This window comes from Suilimivivens aceti, from assembly GCF_025567405.1.
In the GTDB taxonomy this organism is placed as follows: domain Bacteria; phylum Bacillota; class Clostridia; order Lachnospirales; family Lachnospiraceae; genus Suilimivivens; species Suilimivivens aceti.
On the sequence record NZ_JAOQKJ010000023.1, the window covers coordinates 1 to 17389 of the forward strand.

General features: G+C 44.7%; 15 protein-coding genes and 1 other RNA gene. 1 reads left to right on the forward strand and 15 read right to left on the reverse strand.

The genetic code is table 11. The annotated features are described in order from the left end of the window. Nucleotides 1-288: 288 nt before the first annotated feature. From OCV77_RS15935 to eno, 11 genes are all read right to left on the reverse strand, one after another. On the reverse strand, nt 289-1029 hold the full coding sequence (locus OCV77_RS15935; RefSeq protein WP_262575965.1) for a hypothetical protein: 741 nt from the start codon (nt 1027-1029) through the stop codon (nt 289-291). Further along, the gene (locus OCV77_RS15940) at nt 1022-3241 is read right to left on the reverse strand and encodes a DUF2339 domain-containing protein (RefSeq protein WP_262575966.1); all 2220 of its coding nucleotides are present in this window, start codon (nt 3239-3241) and stop codon (nt 1022-1024) included. The genes OCV77_RS15935 and OCV77_RS15940 overlap by 8 nt, the downstream gene beginning before the upstream one ends. Next, nucleotides 3234-4778, reverse strand: a complete 1545-nt coding sequence (locus tag OCV77_RS15945) for a sensor histidine kinase (RefSeq protein ID WP_262575967.1) — start codon at nt 4776-4778, stop codon at nt 3234-3236. Before OCV77_RS15945 ends, OCV77_RS15940 begins: the two co-directional genes overlap by 8 nt. Before the next feature lie 13 nt (nt 4779-4791). Continuing rightward, the gene (locus tag OCV77_RS15950) at nt 4792-5466 is read right to left on the reverse strand and encodes a response regulator transcription factor (RefSeq protein WP_118799281.1); all 675 of its coding nucleotides are present in this window, start codon (nt 5464-5466) and stop codon (nt 4792-4794) included. Continuing rightward, on the reverse strand, nt 5438-6055 hold the full coding sequence (locus OCV77_RS15955; RefSeq protein WP_118799282.1) for a hypothetical protein: 618 nt from the start codon (nt 6053-6055) through the stop codon (nt 5438-5440). The genes OCV77_RS15950 and OCV77_RS15955 overlap by 29 nt, the downstream gene beginning before the upstream one ends. A 63-nt stretch (nt 6056-6118) precedes the next feature. After that, nucleotides 6119-6468, reverse strand: a transfer-messenger RNA (tmRNA) gene (ssrA, locus tag OCV77_RS15960). Between the two features lie 51 nt (nt 6469-6519). After that, a complete protein-coding gene (gene smpB / locus OCV77_RS15965) occupies nt 6520-6987 on the reverse strand; it encodes an SsrA-binding protein SmpB (protein WP_118799283.1) in 468 nt (155 codons plus the stop codon). Then, nucleotides 6987-9146, reverse strand: coding sequence for a ribonuclease R (rnr, locus tag OCV77_RS15970; protein ID WP_262575974.1), 2160 nt, complete (start codon nt 9144-9146; stop codon nt 6987-6989). Before rnr ends, smpB begins: the two co-directional genes overlap by 1 nt. A gap of 89 nt (nt 9147-9235) precedes the next feature. Next, entirely contained in the window at nt 9236-9475 is a 240-nt protein-coding gene (gene secG, locus OCV77_RS15975; protein ID WP_118799284.1) for a preprotein translocase subunit SecG, read from the reverse strand. Between the two features lie 78 nt (nt 9476-9553). Next, nucleotides 9554-10999, reverse strand: a complete 1446-nt coding sequence (locus OCV77_RS15980) for a GH25 family lysozyme (RefSeq protein ID WP_262575968.1) — start codon at nt 10997-10999, stop codon at nt 9554-9556. A 108-nt stretch (nt 11000-11107) separates the two neighbouring features. Beyond that, nucleotides 11108-12424, reverse strand: a complete 1317-nt coding sequence (gene eno / locus OCV77_RS15985) for a phosphopyruvate hydratase (protein WP_262575969.1) — start codon at nt 12422-12424, stop codon at nt 11108-11110. 170 nt (nt 12425-12594) lie between these two features. On the opposite strand from eno, the gene OCV77_RS15990 reads away from it, so the two are divergent. Then, nucleotides 12595-14307 (forward strand): phospholipid carrier-dependent glycosyltransferase, encoded by a 1713-nt coding sequence (locus OCV77_RS15990; RefSeq protein ID WP_262575970.1) that lies wholly within the window; start codon nt 12595-12597, stop codon nt 14305-14307. Here OCV77_RS15990 and OCV77_RS15995 read toward each other — a convergent pair. The 4 genes from OCV77_RS15995 to OCV77_RS16010 all read right to left on the reverse strand — a co-directional run. Continuing rightward, the gene (locus OCV77_RS15995) at nt 14273-15553 is read right to left on the reverse strand and encodes a hypothetical protein (protein ID WP_262575971.1); all 1281 of its coding nucleotides are present in this window, start codon (nt 15551-15553) and stop codon (nt 14273-14275) included. The genes OCV77_RS15990 and OCV77_RS15995 overlap by 35 nt on opposite strands. Before the next feature lie 30 nt (nt 15554-15583). Continuing rightward, complete coding sequence (locus tag OCV77_RS16000; protein WP_262575972.1) at nt 15584-16222, reverse strand: hypothetical protein; 639 nt, start codon at nt 16220-16222, stop codon at nt 15584-15586. Between the two features lie 12 nt (nt 16223-16234). Then, a complete protein-coding gene (locus OCV77_RS16005) occupies nt 16235-16873 on the reverse strand; it encodes a hypothetical protein (RefSeq protein WP_262575973.1) in 639 nt (212 codons plus the stop codon). 11 nt (nt 16874-16884) lie between these two features. Then, nucleotides 16885-17389: hypothetical protein (locus tag OCV77_RS16010; protein ID WP_331488913.1), on the reverse strand; the 505-nt coding region annotated here is incomplete at its 5' end.

A 17389-nucleotide genomic window follows, 5' to 3' on the forward strand; every position in this document is an offset into this window, starting at 1 on the left:
TCGCAGATCTGCTTCGCATTCGTTGCTGTGTCTCTCAGACGCAACTCTGATATAATATCATGTGTTTCTGTCTGTGTCAACACCTTTTTTTATTTTTCTTCGTTGCTTTTCGACTTCGTTTTACTTGTCCCTCGCAACGAATCATAATATACCACTATAAATAGCCCTTGTCAATGCCCTTTTTTAAAAATTGTAGAAATTTTTTGCACATTTTTCAGAAAAGCAAAAAAGGCCTTAAAAGCTGGCCTTTTTTCGTCATCTCGCTAATCCTTATTCTGGTTCAGTACTTTACTGTAATGAAATTGTTGCGTTTTTATCTCCATTTCTAACAATAACCGCTATGCTGTCAGAGCCGCCTTCTGTCACACTGCCATCTGCCGGTACCTCACAGATCAGTACCAGTTCCTGGGTTCCGTTTCCGGGTATTGTTTCACTGAAATTTGAGAAATCATTCAGCAGCATAGTGGTCAGAGCATTCTGTGTCTTTCCACCTGCTGTAATTTTGAAACGTACTCCACTGCTGGCCATGGACAGCTCCCTGTCTTCCCCGCTGACATTATGCGCAAGGAATTTCAGTACAAGAAGCTTCTGCCCTTCTGTCGCATCCATGGCAAAATAGGTTTCCTCGCCCGTATCCGGGTATGAATCATCCAGTTCATATCCTTCATAAGAAAAAGAAAAGCCATCTGCTCCGACCACATCATCCAGAGTCAGTTCTACTTTCTGTTTTGCAGCTTCAGAAGAAGACGCCTCATTATTCTTCGCTTCTTCTGCCTTTGCTGCTTCTTCCTGCTTCAACTGTTCCTTTTTGGCTTCCTTCTGTGCTTCTTCTTCTTTTTTCAGCTCTACAACTTCTTCGCTTTCCAGTCTAGACGGATGATTGCTGTCATGACGTTCTACTACCTCTGCCGCGTAGCTGACAATCATCGCCTGTTCTTCTTCTGTCATATCCGGGATCTGATTGCCACATCCGGAAAGGAGAAGGCTTGCTGTCAGTATTGCTGCTGTAATTCCTGTCGCCCTATTCATGGTTCTCCTCCTCTTCTGCCTGAGCAGTATTCATTTCAGATATTATATGTTCTTCCATTTCTGTGCTTTCAGCCGGCACGGCAGCACCCTCAGATTCTTCTACGATAGTTACTTCCGGTTCTGCTACTTCTTCTGCTGCGGCCTTCTTTTCATTCTCCTTCTTCTCCAGATGAATATAAAGGAAAGATATGACAAGGGCTATGATTCCTACTGCCAGGAACAGAATTGCACGATAAAAGCTGGTAATTCCGATAAAATCAAAAATCAGGAGCTTCAGACATACAATTCCCGCCATGATAAGACCATTCAGTCTATAACATCTGTCCTTCTTTTTAAAGCCAACTGCCACACAGCCCATCGCTACGATCATCCAGATAATACTTACTATGATCGGCAGTGCAAATCCGGCTGTCAATATCATATAGTCAAAGTAATAGGCAAGCCACAGATACTTCCGCTTTACCTTCATCCCGTACTGTTCCCTGAATACAAGCAGAATGACCGCAGCACCAAGGATCATGGTAATCACATTATAATACCATGTATCTATAATCGGACTGCACAGACTTAACAGTCCTGCCGTTATCACAGTAACCATTGCATAGGGATATCGGTTTGTCTCCTTCTGCACCGGCAAATGTGCAAACAGCCAGAAAAGCACCAGTACAACCGCCATGGCTGCCGCCAGGACATAATCTCCATGGAACTGTGTAAAAAGCATCAGCAGGATTCCGTAAAGACCTGTGATCTCCTGAAAAAGGACGGATCTTCTGATATACACAACAGCAAATACTGCAGCCACTGCAAAAGGAACCGCATACCAGGTCTGTGTCATATAGGCTCCCTGCAAAAACAGAATTACCGTCAGTATATTATCAAGTACTGTCAGATCTTTTTCTTTCTGCAGCAGCCTTGTTACCACAAAGATCAGTATTATGCCGATGGTTGTTTCCAGCATGTAATCCGAAAACCCATTGAACAGGACAATGATACCGGCAGCAAAATAATACAGGATCCATTTTTTTCTGTTCTGACCATACAGCAGGAAAAATACCGCTGTGACAGCCAGTGCTACCACCTCTGTCAGTAGTTTGACAAAAAGCTGTGATATTTCATAATCATAGCTGAACATATTCGTAAAGTCCAAAATCGCCCCGACTTCCACAAACATAACTGCCATCATGCCCAGTAGGATATCATAGGTAATCATAAGCCCTATTTTCTCTTTTTCCCTGTCCATAAAATAGATCAGGTGTAAAACAGCAAGTGCCACTCCAATAAACAGGATCATGTAAATAGCATCCAGATGTGCATAGTAAATTCTTACCATGCCTATTACGGTAAATACAGTGTGAATGATCATATGGATGATCTTAACTGCTTCCGTATTCTTATCCAGCTTTAGTCCAATCGACGTCAGATTCACAAGCAGCAGAATTACTGTCAGAACCAGCAGATTCAGTCCGTTTTCATAACATCTTCCGGGAATAAAGCAGATATAGCAGCCGATCAGACTGACAAGCCACAAAGAAACTGACTCCCTCTTCCTACCTAGGAAAAATGTTCCTGCTGTTACCGCCAGCGCCACTATCAGTGCCGTTATGGCTCCAATATTATGGAGCACCTGGAAATTCACCATATCGGATATATAAATGCCGGCGATTCCTATACCGGTAATAATCACGGAAAACCTTTCACTGATCCGGCGTACCAGTAGTTCTCCGAGCAGAACGACCACCAGAGAAGCTGCATACAGACTGATCCCCTGCCAGATTCCATCAAGGAAATGCAGTCCGAGAATCAGAAAAGCGATCAGAACAAAGGCAGCTCCGATAAACGCAAACAGCTCTGCCCCGATTTTAAACTCTACCGTCCCTTTATGCAGATTCTCCGGCTGAACGGCTGTTGTGTACGCCGCGGGTGCTGCATCGCTGACTGGCTGACCAGTCTGCGCCGGCTGGCCATTCTTTGCCTTCTTCGTTTCACGCATTCTTTCCAGGTATATTTTATAGGTACGTTCCATCTCCTGCTGTACCTGCTGCGGAGATGCATTTCCTCCCTCCAGATCCTTCAGCATCTGCTTCAGATACTGGTCATAATAGGGATCCTGTGAAATCTCGATCAGATCCAGCAGACGCTTTTTCACCCTGCCGATCTCCTCCAGCCTGCCGGCCTGATCCCTGAGCGCCTTTGCTCTTTGCAGTTCATCCATTCTGACTTTCCTCCGTCTCCATTCCCTTTTCATCATCAACTTTTTCTCCGGCAGACTCCAGTTCAAACCAGAATTCCACGCCGTTATCATAATTCACTGCACCATACTTCTGGTTCAGTGCTTCCATAACCGCCTTTACGATAGAAAGGCCAACGCCACTTCCTCCGTAGGCTCTCGTTCTTGCCTTATCAACTTTGTAAAATTTATCCCAGATATGGGGCAGACTGTCTTCCGGAATCTGTTCCCCTGTATTAAAAACAGAAACCCTGACCAGATTGTCATGCCTGTTTAATTTTACATCAATCACTCTTTTTCCTGCAATATGATTTAAGGCATTGCTGAAGTAATTTCCAAACACTTCTTCAATCATGAATTCATCTGCCCATACATAAACCGGCTTCTTTGCCTCCATGATCACCTCGATCTCCTTCTGTCTGCAGAGCAGCTCGGATGCCTGCAGATAGTTTCGGATCAGGGCAACGATATCAAAGCGCTCCATTTCCACCTTTTCGTTGCCAAATTCCAGTTCATTCAGTGTCATCAGCTTTTTTACCATGTTGTTCATCTTGGCTGCTTCATCCATGATGACCTCACAGTAAAAATTCCTGCTCTCTTCATCATCAGAAATGCCCTCTTTCAGGCCTTCTGCATATCCCTGGATCAGGGCAATGGGTGTTTTCAGTTCATGAGATACATTGGCAAGGAATTCCTTCCGCATCTCATCAATTTTATTCTTTCTCTCAATATCCCTCTGAAGTTCATTATTAGCACTTTTCAATTCGGAAATCGTCTGCTCCAGTGTATAGGAAAGCTCATTGATATTCTGTCCAAGCTGTGCGATCTCCGTCCTGCTCTTTCCAGTATACTTCGCATCAAAATCCAGGTGGATCATTCTCTCTGAAATCCCGGTCAGCTCTTCGATTGGTTTCGTGATCTGTCTGGAGATCAGGTATACGATCACCGCACTGATAATAGCAGAAGCGATCCCCACCTCTCCGAGAAACCGGTTTGCCAGCTTCACGCTTTCCCGGATGCTTTCCAGCGGACTTCTGAAGAGGAACAGATTTCCATTGTCAAGAACTCCCCACATTTCCAGAAATTCAGTTGCTGTCCTGTCATCCTCAGCAATCTGGATCTCATATTTCTCTCCAGTTTCCAAAAGCTTCTGATGTTCTGCATTTTCCCCAAACAGATTATTCAGGAGTCTCTGACTGTAGGTACTGTAATCCGGTGTTGATGTTTTCAGTGTTTTGGATTCTGCATCAAGCAGGATATAATTTATATTGTATTTTCCGCAGTTCTTCTGAAATTCGATATCAAAGCTGTCTGTAGAGAGCGTGCCATTAGTTGCTGCCATATTCAGTATCTGGTAAGTTGCAAACATGGCATTCTGTTTCTTGGAAATATAGTATTCTCCAAGAAAAAAATTATTAATGAACCAGCATAGCAAAATCGTTCCCATCATGAGCAGACTGAACACCGCAGCCATCTGTTTCTTGATAGAATGACGAAAGCCGGCCGGTCGCCTTTCAACCATCGTATGGAACATTTTATACCTCAAACTTATAGCCCATACCCCAGATGGTCTTGATCAGATCACCCTTCTCACCCATTTTGCTGCGGAGTTTTTTTACATGGGTATCAATGGTACGGGCATCGCCAAAGTAATCATAATTCCATACATTATTCAGAATCTTTTCTCTTGAAAGTGCAATTCCTTTATTTTCCATAAAATAAGCAAGCAGTTCAAATTCCTTATAGCTCAGCTCTATTTCTTTGCCGTCAATGGTTACACTGTGAGCTTCCTTGTCAAGAACAATACCTCCCATGGACAGCTTATCTTCTGATTCTGTCTGCCCTGTTCTGCGAAGGATCGCCTCTACTCTGGCCACCAGGATCTTAGGACTGAAGGGCTTACTGATATATTCATCCACGCCAAGCTGGAAACCCTGAAGTTCATCCTTCTCATCACTTCTTGCCGTCAGCATGATAATCGGCACCTTGGAATACTGTCTGATCTCCCTGCATGTCTGCCAGCCATCCATTTTGGGCATCATGACATCAAGTATCACAAGTGCAATATCCTTCTGTTCAAAAAAGATATCCAGTGCCTCGCTGCCATCTCCCGCCTCAAGTACCGTATAGCCGCTTTTAGTAAGGAAATCCGAAACCAGTTTACGCATTCTCGCTTCATCATCAACGACCAGTATTTTCATCTTCTCCATCTGTGATCACCTCTGATTCTTCCGGAGCTTCCATAGAGAGCTCCTGTTCCTTTTCTCTGACTCTGTTCTCTCTTTCTGTTAATTCCTGTTCCCAGGATGCATATTCATTTAAAATCTGTTTTTTGTAATTCAGAATATTCGGATTATCACTTTTCATTGTGATCACAAACATCGTGATCACCAGCAATGTAAGCAGCAGATTAAAGCACACTGATATCTGCAGATATCCCGCTTTCTTTTCCCTCCTGTCAGAAGGCTTCACTCTCCGCTTTACATAGGATACATCTATTTCCTCTCCTGTCTTATAAGAATAATTTCTGTAAAGAGGAATCGGTCTGATCTGAGATTCCTCATATCCATCTGCGATCAGTTCTTCTCTGAGCTTTCTTAAATATTCTAAGCCAACAGGTGTCTTAAACAGCTTCTGATCCAGGATACTGTCATACAGATTCAGCAGCATGGTCTTATTCTTGCCCTTTGTTTTCTCCTCAAAATAGTCAATCTTCTGTTTTTCTTCCAGTGCCAGATCCCTGTCCTCCTTTGAGATGAACAGATACCCATCAACCTGATACTCATCCTTCTGTGCCATAGGTACTTCCTTTCAAAAAAATCCATGAACACGAAACTCTCCTCGTATTCATGGATTTTAGGTTAGTGGATTAGGCGGGAGTCGAACCCGCGTCCAAAGACCCATTCCCTGTCCTTCTACTATCATAGTCGATTATTTTGGGAAACCCCTCATTCCCTCCCGGATCTGGAAACCGACACCCATATCCGTTCAGTAGCTTCATGATACGCCCACAGGTGCAAAGCTTAGCCTATGTCGTTTCCTACATAGTCGATGCCCGGATTTTAATGTGTAGGTGCACTAAAGCGGACAGCTGCCATTAGGCAGCGTATGCTAAATTATCTTCAGCGTTTGTATTTAATGTTGCGATTTGACGCATCGCCTGCGGATAGCTTCTCCAGCTGCAAGATCCCTGTCGAAACCTTTACTAACCCTTATATCTACTGTAAGTATACCAGTTATTTATAAAATAGCAATCAAAATTTTTAACCCTTCAGACGGATCTTCAGTTCCTTCTCCGCCTCTCTTCTCTGATCCTTCTTTGCAATGTCCTGCCTCTTGTCATATAGCTTTTTACCACGGGCAAGTCCGATCTCGATCTTGGCTCTGCCGTCCCTGAAATAAACCTGCAGGGGCACCAGCGTATAGCCCTTCTCTGCACTGCTTCCGATCAGTTTCCGGATCTGCTGTTTATGCAATAGCAGCTTCTTTGGCCGCAACGGATCCTTGTTGAAAATGTTCCCCTTTTCATAAGGACTGATGTGCATGCCATAGGCATACACCTCTCCATTTTCGATACGGATGAATGCTTCCTTAATACTGCATTTTCCCATACGCAGTGACTTGACTTCCGTTCCATGAAGTACCAGCCCTGCTTCATACTTTTCTTCTATAAAATAATCATGATAGGCTTTCTTGTTATTTGCAACAAGCTTCATTTCTTCCTTTGCCATTATCCCTGCTCCTCTTCTTCCATATCATCCTCTGCAAGCAGAAAATCCACGCTCTTTGATACCATATCGACACTATCCACAAAAACCTTCAGTCTCTGTCCAAGCTTAAAGCATCTTCCGGTATCCCTTCCCACCATTTCGAAGGTCTCTTCCTTGTAATAATAGTAATCACCGGTCAGTCTTGCTACATGGATCATGCCTTCTACCGTATTTGGCAGTTCCACATAAATCCCCCATGCGGTAATACCGGAAATAATACCTTCCAGTGTTTCTCCGATATGGTGCTTCATATACTGTGCCTTCTTCAGCTTATCTGTTTCACGCTCTGCCTCATCCGCACGGCGCTCCAGTCTGGAAGTCTGCCTTGCGACCTCCGGAAGGATCTCCTTATAATGGTCAATCCGCTTTTCCATAAGACGTCCGCGCAGCTGCTCCTTAATGATCCTGTGGATCTGAAGATCCGGATACCTACGGATTGGAGAGGTAAAGTGACAGTAACAGGCACAGGCAAGTCCGAAGTGTCCAGTACATTCCACCGAATACTTTGCCTGCTTCATGCTCCGGAGCGCCAGCCTTGCAATCAGGGCTTCCTCTTCCGTTCCCTCGATACTGGCAAGGAGCTTCTGGATCTCCTTTGGATGCACCTCATGATCGCTGGTTTTGATCTTGATATGATAACCAAAATTATGGATAAAAGTCGCCAGCTTCTCTATTTTCTCTGTATCCGGTGTTTCATGTGTCCGGTAAAGGAACGGCACCTCCATCCAGTAAAAATGCTGTGCTACTGTCTCATTGGCAAGAAGCATAAAGTCTTCGATCAGATCTGTTGCCACATTTCTTTCATAAGGCTCTATGGAAACGGGATTTCCTTTCTGATCCAAAATGATCTTGCTTTCCGGAAAATCAAAATCTATGGAGCCTCTCTGTCTTCTCTTCTTACGGAGGATAGCCGCCAGCTCCTGCATATCCTGAAACATGGGAACCAGTTCTTCATATTCCTGGATCAATTCCGGATCTCCCTCTTCCAGGATCTTTCTGACCGCTGTATAGCTCATTCTTCTATCCACACAGATCACGGTTTCTGCAATTTCATAGGAAACTACTTCTCCCTTTTTGTTTACCTTCATCAGACAGCTCAGAGCCAGTCTGTCCTCCCCCTGATTCAGGGAGCAGATCCCGTTTGACAGGGTATGCGGCAGCATAGGGATCACTCTGTCCACAAGATAGACACTGGTACCACGATTCAGCGCCTCTCTGTCCAGTGCAGAATTTTCCTGCACGTAATTGCTGACATCCGCAATATGAACCCCAAGGCAGTAATTTTCGCCTTCTCTGGTCAGACTGACTGCATCATCCAGATCCTTGGCATCTTCCCCATCAATCGTCACCATCTGTAGGGAACGCAGATCCCTTCTGCCTGCCATGTCAGCCTCAGATACAGGCTTGCCAACACGTTCAGCCTGATTCAGAAGCTTTTCCTCGAATTCTACCGGAAGATCATATCCCTTTACAATAGAAAGGATATCTACCCCGGGATCATTCACATGTCCCAGGATCTCCGTGATCCTGCCCTCCGGTTTATGCTTGTCATCTCCGTAGTCGGTAAGCTCCACTACTACTTTATGCCCGGTGACTGCTCCCTTAGAACCTTCTGCCGGAATATAAATATCAGTGCTGATCTTTTCCAGATCCGGGATCACAAAGCCAAAGCTTTTCGACTTCTGATACGTACCCACCACCTTTGTAAGTCCATGGGAAAGAATCTTCACAATCCTGGCTTCCTGTCGTCTGCCTCCCTGTCCCTTCAAAAGTTCTACCTGTACCTGATCCTGATGGAAGGCACCGTTCACACCGCCCTCCGGAATGTACAGATCTTCGCTTCTGCCTTCGATCTCCACAAAGCCAAAGCCTTTGGGATGACTGATAAAAGTACCCACAAGGCCTCCGCCTTCTTCCCCTTTGGAATACTTGCCACGCTTGGAAATCTGAAGTCTTCCCTCCATCAGCAGTTCATTCAGAATCGTCTTCAGTTCCTCCCGTTCTTCGGGACGAACCTGCATAAAGGCTGCCAGTTCCTTTTCCTTCATGGGAACATAAAACTTGTCATTTACCAGCTCACATATTAAATTTTTGCGTTTTTCATATAATGATCTGTCCATATTCTCCATCATATTTTCTGCCAGCTTCCTGCAATGCCTTTCCGGTTTTCCTGTACAAAAAAGGCATTCCCTGCGGAATGCCTTAAGTCCTAAAATACATTAAGATTTAATATAATACTGATGACCATAAAGCCTATCGCCAGATATTTCGTAAACTTAACAAGCTTACCTTCCATGGAACGGCCTTTATTCTTGCCCCAGTATGTTTCCGCTGCTCCACTGATCGCTCCCAGTCCCGCAGATTTGCCTTCCTGCATCAGAACGATCACTGTTAAAACAATACATATTAAAATAAATAAAATCTGAATTACGATTCTAAGTGCTGCCATTTTCACACCTCCTAATGCAAACAAACATTAGTTTATCATATGCTCTTTGAATTTTCAAGTATTTCTGTAAATTATTTCCTATTTCACAGGCTGCGCAGATGCCTGTGCAGCAGCAGCGGCTGTATCCTCTTCCGGTACCGGTACGATCTCTGTCAGGATACCATTCTCATCAGCCTGATACTGTACACCGTTCAGATCCAGTACCTGGTTTCTGATCAGCACACCCTTTTCATCAAAGTAATAGTTCTGCTTTGCTACCGGATAAATACCTGTCACGATATGTCCCAGTTCATCTGCGTAGTAAGTCTTATCCGCAATGTTGAACCAGCCGGATACCATCTGTCCTGTGGCAGGATCATAATAGTAGCTGGAACCATCTTCTCTTGCAATCATGCCGCTCTGTCTGATCCCATCTGCACCGAAAAGAAATTTCAGTCCATCAATAACCTGATCCCCGGTCAGCATATGGCCGTCTGTTCTGTCAAAGAAATAGAAATTTCCCTTCTCATCAGAATACCATTCCTTCTTCATGATACCATTGTTCAGGGGATCATAATAAAACTTCTGCTCTCCTACAGTAACCAAGCCTGCTGTTTTGATTCCTTCTGCTGTGAAGTAATAATTGTTTCCTTCTGCTGTATACTGTCCCCTGGCGATCTGTCCGTCCTCCGGAGTCAGATAATACGTGCCCTTATCGTCGGTAAACCAGCCTCTTACCAGATTGCCCGCGCCATCCAGATAATATCTGGTATCATTATAGTCAACCCAGCCTCTCTGCATCTTCCAGTTACGATAGAATCTTGTCTGTCCATTATGGGCAATAAATCCCTCTGGAATGATCAGGGTACTGTAGTCCTTGTACTGATAGTTCACATCCACACGGCTGCCAAACCCATTCACTTTTCCATAGCTGGAATACTGCCAGAAGCAGACATTATTATTGTAATCACAGTTACTGCTGTACTGTGCTACCCATTTGTCCCATCCGCAGATAGAAAGCTTGGAGGTAAACATATTTTTATAGGAATACACCATTGGATGATAACCTGCAGCATCGATCGTAGTACAGAACGCATTGATAATATCAATGAGCTGCTGATTAGACAGATTCTTATGGCATTTATCCTCAATATCAAAAACAACCGGATAGTTTACTGTATAGTTACTGATCCACTGCAGTACAAGATTCGCTTCATTCTGTGCAGCCTCCGGTGTCGTTGCATAGGAATAAACATATACACCTGTCTTAAGGCCTGCCGCAGCTGCCCCCTTTATATTGGCGTCAAAGTTCGGATCCACGCCACTGTTAGTGCTTCCAGCCTTGATAAATGCAAACTTCATGCCACTGGCTGCTACCTGTGACCAATTCACGCTTCCATTATGTTTGGAAACATCAACACCCTGTGCAATGTTTCCACTTGAATTCACTGCATGTACCTCTGCAGGCTGCAATGTCCATATCGCAGTCACTGTCAGGGCAAGTGCCAGTGTACGTTTCGCCAGTTCCTTAATTCCCTTTTTCATGTGCATTCTCTCTTATCTCCCGTATTTTATTCCTGTATTACAGGCCATTTCACAGATACTGTCATTTTACGTCTGCATCATTCCGCGCACAATGCTCCGTAGTTTATTCTATACAGTAGGAAAAGGATCCCTGTAATATGCATTCCTGCCAAGCTGCTCCTCGATCCTGAGAAGCCTGTTATACTTGGCAACTCTGTCACTTCTGCAGGGTGCACCTGTTTTGATCTGACCCGCATTCACCGCCACCGCCAGATCTGCAATAAATGGATCCTCTGTTTCTCCTGATCTGTGGGAAATCACAGCTTTATATCCATGATGCTGCGCCATCAGCACTGCCTCCATGGCTTCTGAAAGTGTTCCGATCTGATTCACTTTGACCAGTATGGCACCTGCCACGTTCAGTTTCATTCCTGCTTCCAGCCGTTTGGTGTTTGTCACAAACAGATCATCTCCAACAAGCTGCACCCTGCCGCCAAGTCTCTTCGTAAGCTTTTTCCAGCCTTCCCAGTCATCCTCAGCCAGTCCATCTTCAATGGAAACAATAGGAAATTCATTGATCAGTTCTTCATAATATGTGATCATTTCAGAAGTGTCCCTGACGATCTCCTCTCCCTTCAGAGAGCTTTCCCCAGGGAAATGATACATGCCTGTTTTCTCATTGTATAATTCACTGCTTGCCACGTCAAGAGCTATTTTAACATCCTTTCCTGGCGGATATTTACTTTTTTCGATTGCCTCAATAATCAACGTAAGAACTGCTCTGGCATCCGGGAGATCCGGTGCAAAGCCTCCCTCATCCCCGACTCCTGTGGAAAGTCCCTTTTGGACCAGAATCTTCTTTAAATAATGATAAATCTCCGCACATATCCGAAGCCCCTCTGAAAAGCTTCCGGCACTGACCGGCATGATCATAAATTCCTGAAAATCAACCGTATTAGCTGCATGTTTTCCGCCATTTAAAATATTCATCATGGGAACCGGCATCCGGTCTGTATGGACACCGCCAAGATACCGGTATAACGGCATATTAAGAGATTCTGCCGCCGCTCTTGCTACGGCAAGGGATACGGCAAGTGTCGCATTTGCTCCAAGATTTCCCTTATTATCCGTGCCATCAGTTTCCATCAGGATCCGGTCAACCTCCTGCTGATCAAGTCCATTTCTGCCACTCAGTGCTTCCTTGATCTTAGTATTGATATTGGATACAGCCTTCTGTACCCCAAGCCCAAAATACCTTTCCTGCGCATCCCGCAGTTCTACTGCCTCAAACCGTCCGGTACTGGCACCGGATGGTACTGCAGCACATCCCGTAAACCTTTTTCCTGTGCTTGTTTCTGTGAGCGTTACTTCTGCTTCTACCGTAGGATTCCCACGCGAATCCAGAATTTCTCTTCCATGAATATTAGTAATCTGCATATAAATCATCTTTCTTCTCCTTTTCATTTTCTTTTTCAGTATAGCCATTTCTGCAGACCTTTATAAATCTGTCAGCTGTTTTGTCAGAACACCTCCTTACAAAAAGCATCCTGATATATTGTTTTTAAAGATTCAAATTGCTATACTATATAGAAGTAAAAGGGGTAAGAGGTAACACAATGAAATCTAAATGCAAAAAGCTATTTGCTGAAATGAAACCGGAATTTATGACGAAGAAAGACTGGCAGTGTCTTGGCGTCCTGCTTCTTGTTTTCACCTGTCTCGTATTCTTCCGTCTTGGATCCTTTAAGGCTCCGCAAACCACTTATACAACTAAAACAGGCGAAGCTGACATTGTTCTTGACTTTGGTGAATATACGGATATCGCTTCCTTTTCCATTTTTCTCGGGAATCTGAATACCAGACATTTATCATTGTCTGCTTTTAATGAAGTAACCGGAGAATGGGAAATCATCAACGGAGATGCCACTGTGGAATCAGTCTTTGACTGGAATAAGGTAGATGTGAATTACAATCTGCGTTACCTTGGCATTGTTGCCACTGATGATACCGCTGTTTTCAATGAGCTCGTCGTACAAACGCCGGATGGTTCTATCCTTGAACCCGTCAATGCAGACAGCTATCCCACGCTCTTTGATGAGCAGGATACTTTTCCTTCCGCTGTCACTTATATGAACGGCACCATGTTTGATGAAGTTTATCATGGCAGGACCGCCTACGAATTCATCCATCATTTAACAACCTACGAAACAACTCATCCGCATTTTGGTAAGATCCTGATTTCCCTGGGTATCCGGCTTTTGGGCATGACTCCCTTTGGCTGGCGTTTTATGAGTGCTCTGTTTGGCATCCTGATTACCGGTATCATGTATCTGTTTGCCAAGAGGCTGTTCCGGAATACCTTTACCGCAACGGCAGTCACCACGCTCTTCTGCTTTGACTGCATGCACTATAACCTTTCCCGGATCGCAACCATTGATATTTTTGCCGCTTTCTTTATTCTGCTCATGTATTATTTCATGTATGAATATATCGTCAGGGACAATGCAGCAAAGCCGGACCGTCCACTCACAGAGCGCATTCTTGTTCCCCTTGCCCTCTGTGGCATTACCATGGCTTTTGGCATTGCCACAAAATGGACCGGCATTTATGCTGCCGCCGGCCTTGCCCTGATCTTCTTTATCCATGTGATCTGCAGATTCCCCGGAAATAAAAAGCAGATTCCAAGGCTTTTTGGCTTCTGCTGTATTTTCTTCGTTCTGATCCCGCTGGTAGTTTATACGCTTTCCTTTATACCTGTGGTAGGCTATACCGAATATAAGAACCTTATCGACAAAGCCATTCAAGGAAGCATATCCATGTTTAATTACCATTCCCAGCTTGTGGCCGAGCATTATTACAGTTCTCCCTTTTATGAATGGCCTATTATATGGATGCCGCTCCTGGATGCCAATGATGCTGTTACCGCCACGAAAGTAAGTGCTGTCAGCTGCATGGGAAATCCTGCTATTTGGTGGGTCGGAATCCCCTGTCAGGTATTTGTGCTTGTCCATGGTATTCTGAAAAAGGATAAAAGGGCCGCCTTTCTTTTTCTTGCCTATTTAGCCCAGTATGTGCCCTGGATGAGTATCAGCCGTATTACCTTTATCTATCACTACTTCCCTGCCATCCTCTTTGTCATCCTGATGATGGGGTACACCATTAACTGTATCATCCACCGTTTTTCATGGGGTAAAAAAGCGGTCACCATTTATCTGGCAGCCGCTGTGATCGTATTCTTTCTGTTTTTCCCTGTGGTATCCGGTTTTCCCATTGACCGTGAGCTTGGCATGAAGCTCAGATGGCTGAAGGACTGGATCCTGATTCTGTAGCTGCCGCCCTGCTGACCTGGCTGTAAAGATCATACCCTACATAAATAATAAGGGCAAGCTGGATCAGCGCAAGCACCTTCAATGGCAGAATATCCACTGCGATCAGATAAGGCATGAAGGTGAGCATGGAAACCAGCATAAAGCCACAGGTGACCGGCAGCTTTTTCATCCGGTATACCCCGTAAATGATTGCCAGCAGATCGATCAGAAATCCGTATCTGTCATGCATATGCGGCAAGGTATAAACCGTTATCGTCACAGTAAACAAAGCAAGTGTTATCATCAGTTCTTCTGTCAGTTCCAGCTTCTTCGTATACAGATAATAGGCAATACATCCCAGGATCATGATCGTCATAATGGTTCCTGCACCACTCACTTCATCTGCATGCCTAAGATCTGGCATTTCTTCCCCAAGCAGAGCATACACATTCGGATAATGCAATGTTCCCCATGGATAATAACCTGACTGATCCAGATATACCGTAAGCAGATCTTTCAGGCTTCTTCCTGCGATCCAGGCCGGGATCACGCTGATAAAGTAGATTGCCGGAACCCAGAGATAATATTCCAGGCGGATCGTTCTTTTTTTCAGCCACATAATCACGAAGAATGGCAGCAAAAATACTGACTGCAGCTTGAACATAAAAGAAAGTCCAAAAAAGATCGCCGATTTTTCACCATCATCCTCAAGGAAATATAAATAGGAATAAAGCAGGAACGAGGTGTAAATAATATCGCACTGGCACCAGTAGGCACTGTCAATAATGACTGTCGGGGAAAGCAGAAGAACTGCCATACCCAGTATGGATTTCCGTAGGTTTCCTGTCATATGGTACAGGATCCTCAGTACCGCTATGGCCGCAAAATAATCAAAGACCACAGAAACCAGCTTTAACGCATACAGGTCATTGGTGCTGATATAAGAAAGCAGCGTCATAATATACATATAAGGCGATGTATAATTGGAAATCTCCATGGAAAGGGATCTCCAGCCGCCATTCGTCCGGATTGCTTCCATCCATGGCTCCAAAAATCCGAAGTAATCTGCAGATTCAATCGGCATTAACTTCCATCTGATCAGAAATGCCAATATAAAAAGGCAGGCTGTAAAAAGAATATCTACCATCTGAAAGGTGATCCCCTTCAGAGTAAGCTTCCTGGTCAGTATCCGGTCTGTAAGGCGTTCCTTTTCTGCCGGTTTACTCTCAGGAAATTCTTCCTGCTCCTGCATACTTTCTTCTATCATAACTTCTCCTTTTTTCTGTCAGACTTCCTGTTATCTGACCTGAGATCCACCCCATTCTACTACTGTGAATCCGGTACGGTCCGGTGCAGTAAGATCCTGCGCAGGAATCTCCACTGCATCCTTCAGTGGCTTCCATGTCATAAATACCCGGATCACTGTGTCCGGCGCCGGATCAACAGACAACTGTGCTGCCTGCGTATAAACATCTGACTGGAAAGTGATCAGATTATAGGGATTTTCTTTCATTAATGGCAGCCAGTAAACAATAAACTCGTTTGCCTCCTGTCTGGTCAGCCCAAGCTGCTGGAGAGCATCCTCCAGGAAGGAAACTGTATCACTTCCGGCCACACAGTAACCACTGGAAAAATCATAGGAAACACTGTTCTCGCCTTCCCAGTAGAGGTAATTATAAGTCTGACCATCTGCATCTGTCAATGTGCCATCAGGACTGGCCGTAACCTTCCATCCATCCTGATACTCCGGATAGGTACAGGTCAGTTCTCCGGCATAATCCAGTTTCACTGTAACATCTGTTTTGCTTTCCGGATAAAGATAAATCACCGGCTTCGCATCATACTCTTCCATTTTCTCCTGACAGCCTGCAAAAGAGAATACACATGATACCGCCATCAAGATTGCCATAACACTTTTTCTGTCTGATTTTCTCATGTGTTCTCCTCTTTACTCTTCCGTTGCTACGAAGTGAATGCTCTCTCCGCATTTTTCAAAATCATCCATCCATCCTGCACCTTCTTCCTGTGTAAAGGTCAGGATGTGGGTTTCGTCCCCGTTAAACAGGTTGTAGCTGAGCTGTTCATAAACCGTACCCTTAAGTTCATACTGAAGCCTGATCTTGAGCCCCGGTCTGCCATCAATTCTGATCTTGTCATACTGCTCTATCGTAACAGGAACGGTATCTCCATAGCTTGCATCAAAATCCTGCTCAATCATGGTCTGATACTCTTCCTTCGACTTTTCAGTTATGTTTTCATCTCCTTCCGAGATCACATAGCTGATCGTAGAAAGATCCTTTGGATAGTTTTTATGTACATACATTCCCTCTTCTGCTTCATAGGCTTTGAAGCCTTTCGGCAGAGAACAGGATATTTCTGCTTTCTCATATACATCTTCACTGTCGTCATATTGCTGTGACGGGCTTACCGGCACGATATCAGAAGAAGTTTCATTATCATCAGAATCAGCAGTGGAGATTTCCACTGCTGATTCCTCTTCAACTGATTCCTGTTTATTATTTCCACAGCCAAGAAGCTGTGCTGCCATAAGTCCTGCAGTAAGTAACAGTATCAATTTTTTATTCATTTAAATGCTCCTTATTTACGACGTTTTTTCGTCTGATTCAGTTTCACAACAGAAACTGCTGTTCCGCCTGCCGCTGCACCCAGTGCAATCAGCCAGAGAATCATCGCCATACTGTCGCCTGTCTGAGGTCTTCTTCTCTTACCAAGTACTGCAAAATCAGATCCTCTTCTTGCACCAAGCACTGCATTATCCTGTACTCTTCTTGCTCCAAGTACCTGCTCATCCGGAGGTGTTTCTGTTGATGTTCCCGGTGTTGTACCAGGTGTATACTCTGGTGTAGGATTATCTCCGGGTGTCGGTGTTTCCTCACTTCCAGGAGTAGGTGTCGGCTCATTTCCAGGAGTGGGGGTTGTTTCGGGAGTAGGTGTCGGTGTCTCACCTGGTGTTGCCGTTGGAGTTTCACTTGGCGTTGCGGTTGGCGTCTCACTTGGTGTTGCGGTCGGTGTTGCGGTTGGCGTCGCCGTCGGGGTCGCTGTCGGGGTTGCGGTTGGTGTCGCCGTCGGCGTTGCGGTTGGT

Bases quoted from the DNA above. Each gene is read 5' to 3' on its own strand.
- OCV77_RS15935 (WP_262575965.1), bottom strand. From the start codon at position 1,029: ATGAATAGGGCGACAGGAATTACAGCAGCAATACTGACAGCAAGCCTT.
- OCV77_RS15940 (WP_262575966.1), bottom strand. From the start codon at position 3,241: ATGGATGAACTGCAAAGAGCAAAGGCGCTCAGGGATCAGGCCGGCAGG.
- OCV77_RS15945 (WP_262575967.1), bottom strand. From the start codon at position 4,778: ATGGTTGAAAGGCGACCGGCCGGCTTTCGTCATTCTATCAAGAAACAG.
- OCV77_RS15950 (WP_118799281.1), bottom strand. From the start codon at position 5,466: ATGGAGAAGATGAAAATACTGGTCGTTGATGATGAAGCGAGAATGCGT.
- OCV77_RS15955 (WP_118799282.1), bottom strand. From the start codon at position 6,055: ATGGCACAGAAGGATGAGTATCAGGTTGATGGGTATCTGTTCATCTCA.
- smpB (WP_118799283.1), bottom strand. From the start codon at position 6,987: ATGGCAAAGGAAGAAATGAAGCTTGTTGCAAATAACAAGAAAGCCTAT.
- rnr (WP_262575974.1), bottom strand. From the start codon at position 9,146: ATGGACAGATCATTATATGAAAAACGCAAAAATTTAATATGTGAGCTG.
- secG (WP_118799284.1), bottom strand. From the start codon at position 9,475: ATGGCAGCACTTAGAATCGTAATTCAGATTTTATTTATTTTAATATGT.
- OCV77_RS15980 (WP_262575968.1), bottom strand. From the start codon at position 10,999: ATGAAAAAGGGAATTAAGGAACTGGCGAAACGTACACTGGCACTTGCC.
- eno (WP_262575969.1), bottom strand. From the start codon at position 12,424: ATGATTTATATGCAGATTACTAATATTCATGGAAGAGAAATTCTGGAT.
- OCV77_RS15990 (WP_262575970.1), top strand. From the start codon at position 12,595: ATGAAATCTAAATGCAAAAAGCTATTTGCTGAAATGAAACCGGAATTT.
- OCV77_RS15995 (WP_262575971.1), bottom strand. From the start codon at position 15,553: ATGATAGAAGAAAGTATGCAGGAGCAGGAAGAATTTCCTGAGAGTAAA.
- OCV77_RS16000 (WP_262575972.1), bottom strand. From the start codon at position 16,222: ATGAGAAAATCAGACAGAAAAAGTGTTATGGCAATCTTGATGGCGGTA.
- OCV77_RS16005 (WP_262575973.1), bottom strand. From the start codon at position 16,873: ATGAATAAAAAATTGATACTGTTACTTACTGCAGGACTTATGGCAGCA.